At 65.3% G+C, this 14,865-nt stretch carries 13 protein-coding genes and 1 pseudogene; 5 read left to right on the top strand and 9 right to left on the bottom strand.

The features are described 5' to 3' along the window. From Q0602_RS25340 to Q0602_RS06815, 5 genes are all read right to left on the bottom strand, one after another. On the bottom strand, positions 1–121 hold a 121-nt coding region (locus Q0602_RS25340; protein ID WP_367276934.1), incomplete at its 3' end, for a DUF1275 family protein. Next, a complete protein-coding gene (locus Q0602_RS06800; protein ID WP_298840668.1) occupies positions 118–597 on the bottom strand; it encodes a DoxX family protein in 480 nt (159 codons plus the stop codon). The genes Q0602_RS06800 and Q0602_RS25340, both read right to left, overlap by 4 nt. A gap of 1 nt (position 598) precedes the next feature. Next, positions 599–2,506, bottom strand: a complete 1,908-nt coding sequence (locus Q0602_RS06805) for an amidohydrolase (protein ID WP_298840670.1) — start codon at positions 2,504–2,506, stop codon at positions 599–601. Continuing rightward, a complete protein-coding gene (locus Q0602_RS06810; RefSeq protein WP_298840673.1) occupies positions 2,503–2,829 on the bottom strand; it encodes a XapX domain-containing protein in 327 nt (108 codons plus the stop codon). Before Q0602_RS06810 ends, Q0602_RS06805 begins: the two co-directional genes overlap by 4 nt. Before the next feature lie 46 nt (positions 2,830–2,875). Continuing rightward, complete coding sequence (locus Q0602_RS06815; RefSeq protein ID WP_295038585.1) at positions 2,876–3,556, bottom strand: hydrolase; 681 nt, start codon at positions 3,554–3,556, stop codon at positions 2,876–2,878. A gap of 380 nt (positions 3,557–3,936) precedes the next feature. On the opposite strand from Q0602_RS06815, the gene betC reads away from it, so the two are divergent. The 5 genes from betC (at position 3,937) to hemG (ending at position 11,008) form a co-directional block, all read left to right on the top strand. Further along, a complete protein-coding gene (betC, locus tag Q0602_RS06820) occupies positions 3,937–5,451 on the top strand; it encodes a choline-sulfatase (RefSeq protein ID WP_298840676.1) in 1,515 nt (504 codons plus the stop codon). Between the two features lie 184 nt (positions 5,452–5,635). Then, complete coding sequence (locus Q0602_RS06825) at positions 5,636–7,225, top strand: ABC-F family ATPase (RefSeq protein WP_295038581.1); 1,590 nt, start codon at positions 5,636–5,638, stop codon at positions 7,223–7,225. Between the two features lie 83 nt (positions 7,226–7,308). After that, positions 7,309–7,941 (top strand): cysteine hydrolase, encoded by a 633-nt coding sequence (locus Q0602_RS06830; protein WP_298840681.1) that lies wholly within the window; start codon positions 7,309–7,311, stop codon positions 7,939–7,941. 163 nt (positions 7,942–8,104) lie between these two features. Next, complete coding sequence (locus Q0602_RS06835) at positions 8,105–9,463, top strand: aryl-sulfate sulfotransferase (protein WP_298840684.1); 1,359 nt, start codon at positions 8,105–8,107, stop codon at positions 9,461–9,463. 105 nt (positions 9,464–9,568) lie between these two features. Further along, complete coding sequence (gene hemG, locus Q0602_RS06840; protein ID WP_298840687.1) at positions 9,569–11,008, top strand: protoporphyrinogen oxidase; 1,440 nt, start codon at positions 9,569–9,571, stop codon at positions 11,006–11,008. A 36-nt stretch (positions 11,009–11,044) separates the two neighbouring features. Here hemG and Q0602_RS06845 read toward each other — a convergent pair whose 3' ends face one another. The 4 genes and pseudogenes from Q0602_RS06845 to Q0602_RS06860 all read right to left on the bottom strand — a co-directional run. Continuing rightward, a complete protein-coding gene (locus tag Q0602_RS06845) occupies positions 11,045–11,857 on the bottom strand; it encodes an HAD-IIA family hydrolase (RefSeq protein WP_295038573.1) in 813 nt (270 codons plus the stop codon). Between the two features lie 122 nt (positions 11,858–11,979). After that, complete coding sequence (locus Q0602_RS06850; RefSeq protein ID WP_298840691.1) at positions 11,980–12,912, bottom strand: glyoxylate/hydroxypyruvate reductase A; 933 nt, start codon at positions 12,910–12,912, stop codon at positions 11,980–11,982. 20 nt (positions 12,913–12,932) lie between these two features. Further along, positions 12,933–14,564, bottom strand: a complete 1,632-nt coding sequence (locus Q0602_RS06855; protein ID WP_298840693.1) for a gamma-glutamyltransferase family protein — start codon at positions 14,562–14,564, stop codon at positions 12,933–12,935. Continuing rightward, positions 14,561–14,865, bottom strand: a pseudogene (locus Q0602_RS06860) (serine hydrolase); the annotation flags it as partial. The gene Q0602_RS06855 and the pseudogene Q0602_RS06860, both read right to left, overlap by 4 nt.

Consider the following 14,865-nt stretch of genomic DNA (forward strand, 5'->3'; position numbering starts at 1 on the left):
GCGCCCCGATCAGCACGAAGTTGCCGGTCACGTGGGCGGTGAACAGCCCGAAGAGGGCAACGAAGCCGAGCGTGTCAACGTAGCCCGCGATGCCGGCGAGTACGGTGTCCTCGTGCTTCATGATCTTTCCTCCGATGACGTCTCGGAGCGCCGTGTGTCAGCGAGCGGTGTGTCAGAACCGGGTGTATCGGAGAGTCGCGTCACGAGAACCAGTGCGGCGATCAGGCCGAGATGCTCGAAGAAGGCGTTCATCGCCATGAAGCGGGCTTGGCCGGTGAGGTTCCAGAAATCGTTGGCGACCAGCATCGCCACCAGCGTCAGGCAGCCGAGCGCGCCGGCGCCGAGCCATGTCCAGCGGTTGAAGATGATGCACAGCGAGCCTGCCAGTTCGATGATGATCGCAAGCGTTGCCCACAGCCAGGCGGGATGAAGGCCGAAATGGGCCTGCTCCTGGATGGCGGCCTCGAAGTGCCAGAGTTTGTCGAGACCACCGATCAGGTAGGCAGAGGCCAGTCCGGTCCGGGCCAGCCTCAGCATGCCGGGCTGGCTTACCAGGGCCGCGACCCAGCGCGGATTACGCGCACTCGTCAGGTTCACCTCACACCGCCCAGCAGGCGCAGCCTAGCGCGCCCCAGAAGGCTTTCAGATCCGAGGCCGGCGCCTGGCTGGCCCAGGCGCGCGCATGATCGTGGCCGTGGACGGCGCAACCGGAGGCGCAGCCGCACGCGCTGGCGGAGACACGCATCACCGGTGCCGGGTTGGCGGCCGCTTCCGCCTCCTTCCAACCGGCGTAGCCTCCGTAACGGTTGACCGGCGACCAGTCCGGCATGGCCGGGGGTGGGGCGTCGTCCAGCCCCGCGAAATCCGCCGTTGCGTAGACCACGCGTCCGCCGACCACGGTCAGTTGCGAGCTGGCATGGGCGATCTCGTCTTCGGCGCAGGTAAAGAAGTCCCGGTCCGGAACGATCAGATCGGCCAGTTGGCCCGCAGCGATGCGCCCCTTGTTGCCCTCCTCGTTGGAGAACCAGGTGACCTTCTCGGTCCACATCCGCAGCGCCGTATCGCGATCCAGGCAGTGATGCCGTGGGTAGAGTCGCAGGCCGCCGACGGTCTTGCCGGTCACCAGCCAGGCCAGCGAGACCCAGGGGTTGTAGGAGGCGACACGCGTGGCGTCGGTGCCGGCCGAGGTGCGCACGCCCAGTTCCAGCATCCGCGCGATCGGCGGCGTCGCCTCGGCGCTCCCGGCGCCATAGCGCTCGACGAAGTACTCGCCCTGATAGGCCATGCGATGCTGCACCGCAATGCCGCCACCTAGCGCCGCGATCCGCTCCATGGAGCGCTCGGAGACGGTTTCGGCGTGATCGAAGAACCAGTGGATGCCTTCGAGCGAAATCTCCTCGTTGACCTTTTCGAACACGTCCAGAGACCGGCTGATGGTCTCGTCGTAGGTGGCGTGCAACCGCCAAGGCCAGCGATTCTGGGCGAGTACGCGGACCACCTCCTCGAGCTCGCCCTCCATCTCCGGTGGCATGTCGGGCCGGGGTTCGCGGAAGTCCTCGAAATCGGCCGCGGAGTACACCAGCATCTCGCCGGCGCCGTTATGGCGGAAATAGTCGTCGCCCTGTTTGTAGGTGGTCGAGCGGGTCCAGTTCAGGAAGTCCTGCTTCTCCTCCTTGGGCTTCTGGGTGAACAGGTTATAGGCGAGACGCACCGTCAGCTCGCCGTCGTCCGCCAGCTTCTGAATCACCGCGTAGTCTTCGGGGTAGTTCTGGAAGCCACCGCCGGCATCGATGACGCTGGTGACGCCGAGCCGGTTGAGATCGCGCATGAAGTGTCGCGTCGAGTTGAGCTGGTAGTCGAACGGCAGCTTGGGACCCTTGGCCAACGTCGAGTAGAGAATGGTGGCGTTGGGACGCGCCAGCAGCAGGCCGGTGGGGTTGCCCTTGCCATCCCGCAGGATTTCGCCGCCCGGCGGTTCGGGCGTCTCCTTGGTGTAGCCGACGGCACGTAGCGCGGCGGCGTTGAGCAGCGCGCGATCGTACAGATGCAGGATGAACACCGGGGTGTCCGGTGCGACGGCGTTGAGTTCTTCAAGTGTGGGCAGGCGCTTCTCGGCGAACTGGTTCTCGGTGAATCCGCCGACGACGCGCACCCACTGCGGTGGCGGGGTGATCGCGACCTGTTGCTTGAGCATGCGCATGGCATCGGCCAATGACGGCACGCCGTCCCAGCGCAGCTCCATGTTGAAATTCAATCCGCCGCGCACGACGTGGGTGTGGTTGTCGATCAGCCCCGGCAGCACCGGCTTGCCTCGCAGGTCGATGACCTGGGTGCTGGCGTTGGCCAGCGCCGTGATGTCGCGGGTCGTGCCCACCTTCGAAAAGCGACCGCCCTGGATGGCGACGGCTTCCGCTTGCGGTTGGGAGGGATCCAGGGTGGTGATCCGCCCGTTGACCAGAATCAGATCGGGGAGTGACGGTGAGGTGGAATTGTCTGAGCGGTTCATGACGGACGTTCCTCCGAGGCTGGCGGGTTGTCGTCGCTGTGGGCCGAGGGTTCGCATGGCGGTGGCTCCAGCGGACGCTGGCCGTTGTGTCTGCCCGGCAGTACGCCGAGGATGTGATTGCTGCAGTCGGACCGATGCCAGGCCGAGGCCAGCGAGGTGCCCGCCAGAACGTGTTTGGCCACCGGAATCACCTGCTCGCCGCAGAGCATGCCCAGCAGCCCCAGGAGCGCCACGATCGGCGGGGCCGGTGAACGAACCTGCAGCAGGCTGTAGAGGATGCCGACCAGTACGCCGGCACCGATGGAGAGCAGATAGAGCTTCATGGCCGCACTGACCTCTCGGGACGATTGGCGGAAGGAGGACGAGCGGTCAGCGCGCGGGAACCGGCTCCTCGGTCGGGCCATGTTTCACCCGCTCGTCTGCGCCGTGCACCATGGTGTAGGCGTAGTCGACCCCCATGCCGTAGGCGCCGGAGTGCTCCTTGACCAGTGCCATGACGGCGTCGTAGGTATCCTTGTGCGCCCAGTCGCGCTGCCACTCCAGCAGCACCTGCTGCCAGGTCATCGGCACGACGCCGGCCTGGATCATGCGCTGCATGGCATAGTCGTGCGCGTCCTTCGAGGTGCCGCCGGAGGCATCGGCGACCATGTAGATCTCGTAGTCCGCATCGTGCATGGCGGAGAGCGCGAAGGTGTTGTTGCAGACCTCCGTCCACAGACCGGCGACGACGACCTTGTTGCGGCCATTGTTGGCCAGGGCGTCGCGCACTTTCTGGTCGTCCCAGGAGTTCATGGACGTGCGCTCGAGAATGGGGAGATCCGGAAAGACGGCGAGCAGTTCGGGAAAGGTATGCCCGGAGAAACTGAGCGTTTCCACCGTGGTGATGGTGGTGGGGATGCCGAAGATGCTGGCGGCCTTGGCCAGCCCCACCACATTGTTCTTCAGCACCTGGCGATCGATGGACTGCACGCCGAACGCCATCTGCGGCTGCTGGTCGATGAAAATGATCTGACAGTTGTTCGGCGTCAAGACTTCCAGTTTCGGTGACATGATCAGCCCCTTCTCGATGAGTGATGGTGAAAAGCCGTGATCGAATCGAGGGCGGACGGCACCGTAGCCCTTCCCGTGCCATGAGTCGCTCGACGCTTGGTGACCAGATTACGCAATGGCAGCGGGCGAAAATTGGACGAAACGCCGACTTTTGGAACGACTCGGCGGTGTCGGGTGAAGATTCACTGACATCGAGGAGGTCTCTGCGGCAGGAGCGGTTGGCGATAGCGCGAGCGGAAGCCAGCCCAAGCCTCGCTTGGCCTCAGGCGCCGAATTGATCGTTTGCGCCACTCCCTGCCCGGCGCGCAAGCTGAGACGTCAACGCGAGCGCCAAATCCAACTTGGCTCGAACGCCCAATCCAACGACGCAGGGAGGGAGCATGACGCGACCGAATATTCTGGTGCTGATGGCCGATCAGGTGAATGGCACGCTGTTCGAGAACGGGCCGGCAGATTTTCTGCATGCGCCGAACCTGAAGAAGCTGGCCAGGCGAGCGGTGAATTTCAATAACGCCTACACGCCGAGCTATCTGTGTGCGCCGGGTCGTGCGGCCTTCATGTCGGGCCAGTTGCCGTCGCGCACCGGCGTCTACGACAACGCCGCCGAATTCCGCTCCGCGGTGCCGACCTGGGCCCATCATCTGCGTCGCGCAGGCTATTCGACCTGCCTCTCCGGCAAGATGCACTTCGTGGGGCCGGACCAGTTGCACGGCTTCGAGACGCGCCTGACCACCGACGTCTATCCCGCCGACTTCGGCTGGACGCCGGACTATCGCAAACCCGGCGAGCGCATCGACTGGTGGTATCACAATCTGGGCTCGGTCACCGGCGCAGGCGTCGCCGAGATCTCCAACCAGATGGAGTACGACGACGAGGTCGCCTTCCACGCCGAGCAGAAACTGTTCGATCTCTCCCGCGGTCACGATCCGCGGCCCTGGGCGATGTGCGTGAGCTTCACCCACCCCCACGATCCTTATGTCGCGCGGCGCCAGTTCTGGGACCTGTACGAGGATTGCGAACACCTCGATCCAGAGCAGGAGGTGGTGCCCTTCGACGAGCTCGACCCGCACAGTCGGCGGATCTTCGAGGCCAACGACTACACGAAATTCGATATCCAGCCTGAAGACGTGCGCCGGGCACGGCGCGGCTATTTCGCCAATATCTCCTATATCGACGACAAGGTTGGCTCGATTCTGGACGTGCTGGAACGGACCCGGATGCTCGACGACACCATCATCGTGGTCTGCTCCGATCACGGAGACATGATCGGCGAGAAAGGGCTGTGGTTCAAAATGAGTCCGTTCGAGGGCTCCTCGAGAGTCCCGCTGATGATCGCCGCGCCGGGACTGGAGCCGCGTTCGGTGGAGACGCCGGTTTCGACCATCGATGTCAACGCCACACTGGCCGAGCTGGTGGGGATCGATCTCTCCGAGGTCGAACCCTGGACCGATGGCCAGTCGCTGTTGCCGTTGGCCCGGGGCGGCACCCGCGAGGCGCCGGTCTACATGGAGTACGCCGCCGAGGGCACCCAGGCACCGCTGGTCACGATTCGCGAAGGGCGGTGGAAGTTCAACCACTGCGAGATCGACCCGCCGCAGCTGTTCGATCTCGAGGCGGATCCCCACGAGACCCGCAACCTGGCCGACGACCCGGATCACGCGGGGACGCTGGCGACGTTCCAGGCCAAGGTCCGCGAGCGCTGGGACATGCAGCGCTTCGACGCCGAGGTGCGCGAAAGCCAGGCCCAACGGCTGATCGTCTACGAAGCGCTGCGCAACGGGCACTACTACCCGTGGGATCATCAGCCGTTGCAGGATGCCTCCCAGCGCTACATGCGCAATCACATGGACCTCAACATCGTCGAGGAGTCCCAGCGCTTCCCCCGCGGCGAGTGAAAACCCGCCCCGGCGAGGGCCCTTCGCGCAATCTGTCGGCATGCGGCGTATGAGCGAGCGCCGCATCCGCGTACAATCCGCATGAGACGAACGTCCAAGACGAAAGTCGAGCCTGCCTCGGCTTTCGTCGTTTCGTTTCCTCTGTCGTCGTTTCATTCACGCCGTTTCCGCGAGATTCCCCGCTGTGCTCTCTACTGCCAATATCACCATGCAGTTTGGCCCCAAGCCGCTGTTCGAGAACGTCTCCGTCAAATTCGGCGGTGGCCATCGCTACGGCCTGATCGGCGCCAACGGCTGCGGCAAGTCCACCTTCATGAAGATCCTGGGGGGCGACCTGGAGCCGACCGGCGGCCAGGTGATGAAGGACGCCACCACGCGGCTGGGCAAGTTGCGCCAGGATCAGTTCGCGTTCGAGGACGAGCGCGTGATCGACACCGTGATCATGGGCCACGAGGAGTTGTGGGAAGTCACCGCGGAGCGTGAGCGCATCTACTCCCAGGCGGAGATGAGCGACGAGGACGGCATGAAGGTCGCCGACCTGGAGGTCCGCTTCGCCGAACTCGAGGGCTATACCGCGGAGTCCCGGGCCGGTGAACTGCTGCTGGGGCTGGGCATCCCGCTGGAGCAGCACACCCAGCCGATGAGCGTGGTGGCACCGGGCTGGAAGCTGCGCGTGCTGCTGGCCCAGGCGCTGTTCAGCGATCCCGATGTGCTGCTGCTCGACGAGCCCACCAACCATCTGGACATCAACACCATCCGCTGGCTGGAAGAGATCCTGCGGGCGCGCAGCTCGACCATGATCATCATCTCCCACGACCGCCACTTCCTGAACAGCGTCTGCACGCACATGGCGGATCTCGACTACGGCGAGTTGCGGCTGTTCCCCGGCAACTACGACGAGTACATGATCGCCGCCACCCAGGCCCGCGAGCGCCTGCATGCCGACAACGCCAAGAAGAAGGCCGAGATCGCCGAGCTGCAGCAGTTCGTCAGCCGCTTCTCGGCCAATGCGTCCAAGGCCAAGCAGGCCACCTCGCGCCAGCGCAAGATCGACAAGATCCAGCTCGAGGAGGTCAAGCCGTCGTCGCGGGTCAGCCCGTTCATCCGCTTCGAGCAGAGCAAGAAGATCCACCGCCATGCGCTGACCGTGGAAAAGCTCTCCAAGGCGTGGGGCGACAACGTGCTGTTCGAGCGTTTCGGGCTGCAGGTCGAGGCCGGCGAGCGGGTCGCCATCATCGGCCCCAACGGCATCGGCAAGACGACATTGCTCAACTGCCTGGTCGGCACGATGACGCCGGATGCGGGCGAGGTGAAGTGGACCGACGCGGCGGAAGTGGGCTATTTCGCCCAGGACCACGCCGCCGATTTTGAGAGCGGCGAGACGCTGTTCGAGTGGATGCGCCAGTGGACCACCGAGGGCGAGCAGACGGTGCGTGGCGCGCTGGGCCGCATGCTGTTCTCCAACGACGACATCGGCAAGTCGGTGAAGGTGATCTCCGGCGGCGAACAGGGGCGCATGCTGTTCGGCAAGCTGATCCTGCAGAAGCCCAACGTGCTGGTGATGGACGAGCCCACCAACCACCTCGACATGGAGTCGATCGAGGCGCTCAACCTGGCGCTGGAGAACTACCCCGGGACCTTGATCTTCGTCAGCCACGACCGCGAGTTCGTCGGCTCGCTGGCGACCCGCATCATCGAGATGAAAGAGGATGGCATCGTCGATTTCAGCGGCAACTACGACGACTATCTGCGTAGCCAAGGCGTATACGGCTAGCGTTCGCAGCATTACCGCTCTCTGACCGGGTTTGGGCTACGCTGAACGATAGCGAGTCCATTCCCTGCCAGGAGCCTTCCGTCATGACATCCGCCCTCTCCCAGCGCATCGATCCGGTCAAGACCGCCCTGGTACTGATCGAATTCCAGAACGACTTCACCACGCCCGGTGGCGTACTCCACGATGCCGTCAAAGCCGTCATGGCGCGCGAGGACATGCTGGCCAAGACCCAGCGTCTCGTCGCCACGGCACGGGCGGCGGGTGTCAGTGTGCTGCATGCACCGATCCACTTCGCGGCCGGCTATGGCGAGATCACGTCTCAGCCCTACGGCATCCTCGCGGGTGTCGTCGACGGCAAGGCCTTCGTCAAAGGTGAATGGGGCGCCGAGATCTGCGATGCCCTGACGCCGCAGGCCGATGACATCGTCATCGAGGGCAAGCGCGGTCTGGATACCTTTGCCTCGACCAACCTCGATTTCATCCTGCGCAGCAAGGGTATCGAAACCATCGTTCTGGCCGGATTCCTGACCAATTGCTGCGTGGAATCGACCATGCGCTCGGGCTACGAGAAAGGCTTCGAGGTGCTGACACTGACCGACGGCGTCGCCGCGACCAGCGAGGCCGAGCATGATGCCGCGATCCGCTACGACTACCCGATGTTTTCCAAGCCGATGACGATCGCCGAGTTCACCGAGCGGTTGCCGGACGCCGTTTAGGCGCCGAACATTTCCGGGTGGGGATCGAAATGGCGTGGCGAGGGTCTATGGACGAGCCGGCGGTGACGCATCGCTGTCATCATCGGCCAGACAAGGATCGCCGGCATGTTGTCATGCCGGCCAGACCCGCACAGGGCGGGACTCGACGAAGGAGCGACGAGCGATGATGTCACGGAGAGGATCCGTTTCGGTACTGCTGGGCGCCTGGCTGATGGCCACGGCGACCACGGCGTTGGCCTTGCCCAGCAGCTTTCCCACCGGCACCACCTACTATGATCCCGAGCGGGCCTACAACGGCTTCGTGCTGTTCCCCGGCGGCGATCGCAAGACCCACCTGATCGACATGAACGGCAACGAAGTGCACCGTTGGGACTACGAGAGCTTCCCCCCCATTCCGCTCTCCGCCGATCAGGCCGGCGGCGAGAAAGGCCATCTGCTGGTGCAGCTGGCACGGGCCGAGAAGCTCCCCGAGCACGCCAGCCCCGGCAACGGTCTCACCAACGCCTCCGTGGCGGAGGTGAACTGGGACGGCGACGTGAAGTGGCAGTGGGGCAGCCAGCAGGATCCGGTCTACCAGCATCACGACATGCGCCGCCTGCCCAACGGCAACAACCTGGTGATGACCGCCGAGATGCGGGAACTCAACGGCTTCGATTATCCGATCATCGAGAACGGCATCGAGGAGGTCGATGACGAGGGCCGGGTGGTATGGGCGTGGAAGTCAGGCGATCATCTCGACGAGATGGGGTTTTCCGATGCTGGCCTGCGCGCGCTCAAGGATTCCGAGGATCCCGACTTCCTGCATCTGAACACGGCCGTACCGGTGGGGCCCAACCGCTGGTACGACGCCGGCGACGAGCGCTTTGCGCCGGACAATATCCTGGTCAACTCCCGCAACGCCAACGTCACTTTCATCGTCGACCGGCAGAGCGGCGAGATCGTCTGGCGTATCGGCCCCGATCTGCCGGCCCTGCAGCTCAATGGCAAGCTTGGCCGCCCCGTGGATCAGACCGTGGGGTCCCACGATGTCCACCTCATCCCCGAGGGCCTGCCGGGCGCCGGCAACCTGCTGATCTTCGACAACCAGGGCAATGCCGGCTTCCCGCCCTCGAAGCAGGGGTTCTTCTCTTCGTCCCGCGTGATCGAGGTGAATCCGAGCAGCGGCAAGATCGTGTGGCAGTACACCGGCAATATGTCGGGACGTTCGCCCTACACCTTCTATAGCTCGTTCATCTCGAGCGCGCGGCGGCTGCCCAACGGCAATACGCTGATCGACGAGGGCCAGGACGGCCGGCTGTTCCAGGTCACGCCGGAAGGCGAGATCGTGTGGGAGTACGTGAGCCCGTTCTTCGGCAAGTCGATGCCGAACGACGACTACGTCACCAACCAGGTCTACCGCGCGCAGCTGGTGGATTATGACTGGGCACCGGATGGCACGCCCCACGAGGAGACCGCCGTGATGCCGGACTGCGACCGCTATGTGGCGGCGCCCGGCTGTCATCCGGGCGAGCCCGGCGAATGAGCGTTCCCACCGGCCGGCGTGGCGGCAAGACGCCGCACGCCGGCGGGATGCGGGGCGAGCGATGTCTGCGTAGACTTCACATGACACTCTCCCGCGCGAGCCCCCATGACCAGCCATGTTCCAGACGTTCCGGCCAATACGCCCGCCGACCGACATGAAGCGCCTTCCGCCACCCTGATCGTCGGCGCCGGGGCCACCGGCCTGGCCGCCGCCTGGGCCCTGGCCAAGCGCGGCCGGAGCGTCACCGTGCTCGAGGGCAATGACCAGGTTGGCGGCAACCTGCGTACCGAGCGCGATGGCGAATGGCAGATCGAACACGGCCCCAACACCGTGATCATGAAGCCGCCGCTCTACGCGCTGCTCGACGAACTCGACCTGCTCGACGAGGCACAACCGGCCAACGCCATCGCCAACAAGCGCTACGTGGTGATGGACGGCAAACCGGTGGCGCTGCCGATGAAGCCGATCGAGGCGTTGACCAGCCCGCTCATCGGCTGGCGCGGTTGGGCACGGCTGGCTAGAGAGCCTTTCATCGGTCGCTCGAGCGCACCGGAGGAGACCCTCGCCGCTTTCGTCGAACGTCGCCTCGGCCCACGAATTCTCGCGCGCATGGTCGATCCGTTCGTCTCCGGCGTCCATGCCGGTGATCCGAACCGGTTGTCGGTCCAGGCAGCGATGCCGCGGCTGGCGGCGATCGAGCGCGAGCACCGCTCGCTGATCGTCGGCGGCCTGACACGCCTGCGGCAGTCGCGTCGCGACCCGGCGGGCGTTCCCGTCGAGTGGCGTGGCAAGCTGGTGAGTTTCCCCCGGGGCTTGCAGCATCTTGCCGATCGGCTGGCGGAGCGTATCGTGGCCCAGCCGACGGCTGCCATTCATACCGATTGCTCTGTACGTAGCCTGCGCCGTGAAGGCGAGCAGTGGGTCGTCGTGGACGATCAGGGTCGGGAATGGCGCGCCGGGTCGCTGGTGCTGGCGGTACCGGCGCCAGTCGCGGCACGGCTGCTGGCGCCATTGGCCCCGGCGCTGGCGGAACCGCTGGCGGCCATCGCCTATCCGCCGGTCAACGCCATCGCGCTGGGCTTTCGCGAGCAGGATATCGCCCACCCGCTGGATGGGTTCGGCGTGCTGATTCCCCGCTCGGAAGGGCGGCGCACCCTGGGGGCGCTGTTCTCGTCGACGCTATTTCCCAACCGCGCACCGGCGGGCCACAAGCTGCTCAATGTGTTCATCGGCGGCCGCCAGGACCCGGGTGCCGCCGACGGCGATGATGCGGCGCAGGTGGCGCAGGTCATCGACGATCTTCGCGATCTCCTGGGGATTCATGGCGAGCCGGTGTGGCAGAAGGTAACGCGCTGGCCACAGGCCATCCCGCAGTACGAGCTCGGACACCTGGAGCGCATCGCGGCGCTGGACGCTGCGCTTCAGGGCCATCCAGGCCTGCACCTGGCGGGCAACTGGCGCGGGGGGATCGCGGTAGGGGATTGTCTCGAGAATGGCCGACTGCTGGGCGCAAGGCTGATGGGTGAAGAGCTGCTGGACGACTGACGAGGCGATGATCGAATCGCCAGCCGTCCGGCAAACTCACTTGTCCACCAGCTCCGCCACCGACGACATGATCTCCTTGGGCCGGAACGGATAGCGTTCGATCTCGGCCTTGTCGGCGATACCGCTCAGCACCAGCACCGTGTGCATCCCCGCTTCGATGCCGGCGACGATGTCGGTATCCATGCGGTCGCCGATCATGCCGGTGCCGTCGGAGTGGACACCCAGCTTGTTCAGCGCCGAGCGAAACATCATCGGGTTGGGTTTGCCGACGATATAGGGTTTGCGCCCCGTCGCTTCGGTGATCAGCGCGGCGACCGCGCCGGTGGCCGGCAGCACGCCTTCCTGGCTCGGCCCGGTGGCATCGGGGTTGGTGCAGATGAAGCGGGCGCCCTGGTTGATCAGCCGAATCGCCTTGGTGATCGCCTCGAACGAGTAGGAGCGGGTCTCGCCGATCACCACGTAGTCCGGCTTGGCGTCGGTCATGATGAACCCGGCCTCGTGGATCGCCGTGGTCAGGCCGGCCTCGCCGACGACGAAGGCCGAGCCCCCCGGCGCCTGATCGCGCAGGAACGCCGCCGTGGCCAGCGCCGAGGTCCAGATCTTCTCCTCGGGGACCTCCAGGCCGCTGTGTCGCAGGCGCGCGCTGAGATCGCGGGGGGTGAAGATCGAGTTGTTGGTCAGTACCAGAAACGGAATCTCCCGCTCCCGCCACTGGTTGATCAGGTCCGCGGCACCGGGAATGGCCTTGTTTTCATGTACCAGCACGCCGTCCATGTCCGTCAGCCAGGACTTGATGTTGCGTCGACTCGCGGTGTTGTCTTTCTTGCTGGCTTCTTTGTTACCGGACATAGGACCCCTTGGCATCCGCCTGTGGATAAATCGAAAGTCGTGATCTGGTGCACAGCCAGTTTAGCAAGTTGTGGCGTCGGGTGGCGGCCGACGTTGGTGGCGACTCGCGTCCTGATGACGGCTCAATATCCCCGCTCGGCATCGGCCAGATCGTCGACATGCCCGATCTGCTCGAAGCGCTCGATATTGGCGGCGACGATGCGGCTGCCGGTGGGCGCGTCGATCAGCGAGGCGATGTGGGGCGTCACCGTGATCCTGGGGTGCGACCAGAACGGATGCTCGCTCGGCAGCGGCTCGACTTGGAAGACGTCCAGGGTGGCATGGCTCAGTTGGCCCTCGTCCAGAGCCGCGATGAGATCCGCCTCGACCAGGTGCTGCCCCCGGCCGGCGTTGATCAGGCTGGCGCCTCGCGGGAGCCTGGCGAAGAGTGCGCCATCGAGAATGCCCGTCGTCGCGTCGGTCAGCGGCAGCAGGCAGACCAGGATCTCGCAGCGGTGGACGAAGGTATCGAATTCGGCCTCGCCGGTGTAGGTGATGACACCTTCGATCTCGCGCTTCGTGCGTGCCCAGCCGAGCGTCTCGAAGCCGAGCGCGGCGAGGGTCCGCGCCGCAGCACCGCCGAGGTTGCCGAGCCCCATGACGCCGACGGTGCGACCGGTGGCGGGCGGCACCACCCGCTGCTTCCAGCGCCGCTCGCGCTGATTGGCAGTGATGGTCGGCATGTCGCGGTGGTGGCGCAGCACGTGCAGCGCCACGTATTCGCGCATGCGCTGGGTCAGATCCGTGCCGACGGTGCGAATGATCGGCACTTGGCGCGGCAACTCGACATCGGCCAGCACGTGGTCGATGCCGGCGCCCAGCGAGACGATCGCCTTGAGATGGGGGAAGGGGAGAAAGGCGCCGGTCGCCGGCTTCCAGACCACGGCGTAGGTGACGGCGTCGGCGTCGCCTGGGTCGTCGATCGGGCGGATCGTCCAGTTCGGGAGCAGCTTCTGGAGCTGCTCGATCCACCAACGCGTTTTATCCACACCCGGTATTGATACGACGATGGTCATTGCGAGATTCCCGGTAATGGTCAGGGGCGCACGATCGGTGCATCATCGCCCAGCGGTTCCATGTCGAACGTTGCCGGCGCGGCACCGCCGCCGATCGGCTGTGTCGGGTCGTTGATCCCGAGGCATTCGCCGGTTTCGGGATCGCGTGAGACCGCCGACACACAGGCGTAGAGCTTGGGGAACACCAGCTGCTGGGCAATCTCCAGTTCGAAACGTTCGCCCAGCCGCTTCAGCGTCGCCGGCTCGAAGCGCGGGTCGACGCGAACCGAACCACGGTAGCTGGCATCGAGACGCGGGTGGTGCACGGCTTCCTCCAGGTTCATGCCGAAATCCATCATCAGCGCCGCGACCTGAGTCACCGCCGGCATGATCAGATTGCCGCCGGAAGCGCCCACCGAGAAGCGCGCCTCGCCGTCCCTCACCGCCACCGTGGGGCACATGTTCGACGAGTTGATGCGCTTGCCGCCTGCCATCGTCGTCGGATAGCCGGGGCGCGGGTCGAAGTAGCTGACGCTGTCGTTCATCAGCATGCCGGTGGAGGGCAGGGTGACGCCGGAACCGAAGCGGTTGAGCAGGGTGTAGGTGAGCGCCACCATATTGCCCTCGGCGTCCACCGACGACATCGACGACGTGCAGGCGCCGTTCTCGCCGTCGACAGGCCCGGCCCTCGGCGGCAGCACGCCGGTGCGGATCTTGTGCTGGCGCCAGCACGCCTCCAGCGCTTCGGCATAGGCCACCCACGTTGCCGGTGTCGGGCTTTCCGGTGGTATCGGTATCGCCTCAAACGTGTGCGCCAGCATTTCGCGCTGGCGCAGGCCGCCGGAGACCTCTCCGGGTGTGTAGAGCGTGTAACCACGATGCTCGGCGACCATCGGCGCGTACTCGAACACTTCACAGGCGGCGAAATCCTCGCGCGAGATGCGCGAGCCGCCGGCCTGCAGATCGCTGACGATCCTCTCGGCCAGCGCACCGCGATAGAACGTCTCGGCGCCGCCTGCGGCGATCTCGCGCAGCGTCCCGGCCAGATTCGGGATTCTCAGCCGGCTCTCGGGCGTGGCCGGATGGCCGCCGGGCAGATAGATCGAGGCGGACATCGGATCGCGTGCCAGGGTGCGGGCGCAGACGCCGATCTGCAGGCTGGTGAACCAGTCGACCTGTAGCCCGCGCTCGGCCAGCTGAATGGCTGGTGTCATGACGTCATTGCGCGACCGAGAGCCGAAGCGCGAGAGGGCATGATCGAGCCCCGCCACGGCGCCGGGCACGGTGATCGAGCGGTAGCCTTCGATATTGGCGCTATCGACCACACCGGGAAAGCCCATCGGCGTCGCCGGCAGGTTCGGGTCGACGGGATAGTCCTCGAGGCGCGTGTCGCCGGCCAGCGTGCCCTGGAAATCCAGCGCCACGGCGTGCTGCCCCTTCGCCAGCCAGATCACCATGAAGCCCGAGCCGCCGAGCCCGCTCATCCACGGTTCGACGGCATTGAGCGCGTAGGCGGTGGCGACGATGGCATCGATGGCGTTGCCGCCGGCGTCGAGCTGGGCCGCACCCGCCTGAGCCGCGACGCGGTGCTGGGAAGCCACCACCCCGTTCTGGGAGCGCGCGGCGGGCGTGGTCAGGGTCCAGTTGTCGATATCGTGATGGGATCGTGTCACGTCGTGCGCTCCTCGTCGTTGTGATTCCCTGTCGCTTCGATCAAATCGCCGATCAGCGTTTCGACTCGATTGACATAGTTGCTGCCATTGGAGGGCGGCATCGGATCGGAGGTCATCACCACGGTCATGGCGCGGGAGGGGATAACGTAGAGCAACTGGCCGCCGTAGCCCCAGCCGTAGTAGACCGGCTCGCCGGCGAGTTCGGTGATGAACCAGCCGTAGCCGTAGTCATCGCCATTGAAGAACGAGCGGGTGCGCGGCTGCCAGGAGCGTTCGATCCAGTCGGTGGAGAGGACCGTCT

This window comes from uncultured Salinicola sp., from assembly GCF_937921195.1.
In the GTDB taxonomy this organism is placed as follows: domain Bacteria; phylum Pseudomonadota; class Gammaproteobacteria; order Pseudomonadales; family Halomonadaceae; genus Salinicola.

What these genes read in the sequence shown, in the direction of transcription:
- Q0602_RS06805 (WP_298840670.1), bottom strand. Translation starts at nt 2,506, where the DNA reads ATGAACCGCTCAGACAATTCCACCTCACCGTCACTCCCCGATCTGATT.
- Q0602_RS06810 (WP_298840673.1), bottom strand. Translation starts at nt 2,829, where the DNA reads ATGAAGCTCTATCTGCTCTCCATCGGTGCCGGCGTACTGGTCGGCATC.
- Q0602_RS06815 (WP_295038585.1), bottom strand. Translation starts at nt 3,556, where the DNA reads ATGTCACCGAAACTGGAAGTCTTGACGCCGAACAACTGTCAGATCATT.
- betC (WP_298840676.1), top strand. Translation starts at nt 3,937, where the DNA reads ATGACGCGACCGAATATTCTGGTGCTGATGGCCGATCAGGTGAATGGC.
- Q0602_RS06830 (WP_298840681.1), top strand. Translation starts at nt 7,309, where the DNA reads ATGACATCCGCCCTCTCCCAGCGCATCGATCCGGTCAAGACCGCCCTG.
- Q0602_RS06835 (WP_298840684.1), top strand. Translation starts at nt 8,105, where the DNA reads ATGATGTCACGGAGAGGATCCGTTTCGGTACTGCTGGGCGCCTGGCTG.
- hemG (WP_298840687.1), top strand. Translation starts at nt 9,569, where the DNA reads ATGACCAGCCATGTTCCAGACGTTCCGGCCAATACGCCCGCCGACCGA.
- Q0602_RS06845 (WP_295038573.1), bottom strand. Translation starts at nt 11,857, where the DNA reads ATGTCCGGTAACAAAGAAGCCAGCAAGAAAGACAACACCGCGAGTCGA.
- Q0602_RS06850 (WP_298840691.1), bottom strand. Translation starts at nt 12,912, where the DNA reads ATGACCATCGTCGTATCAATACCGGGTGTGGATAAAACGCGTTGGTGG.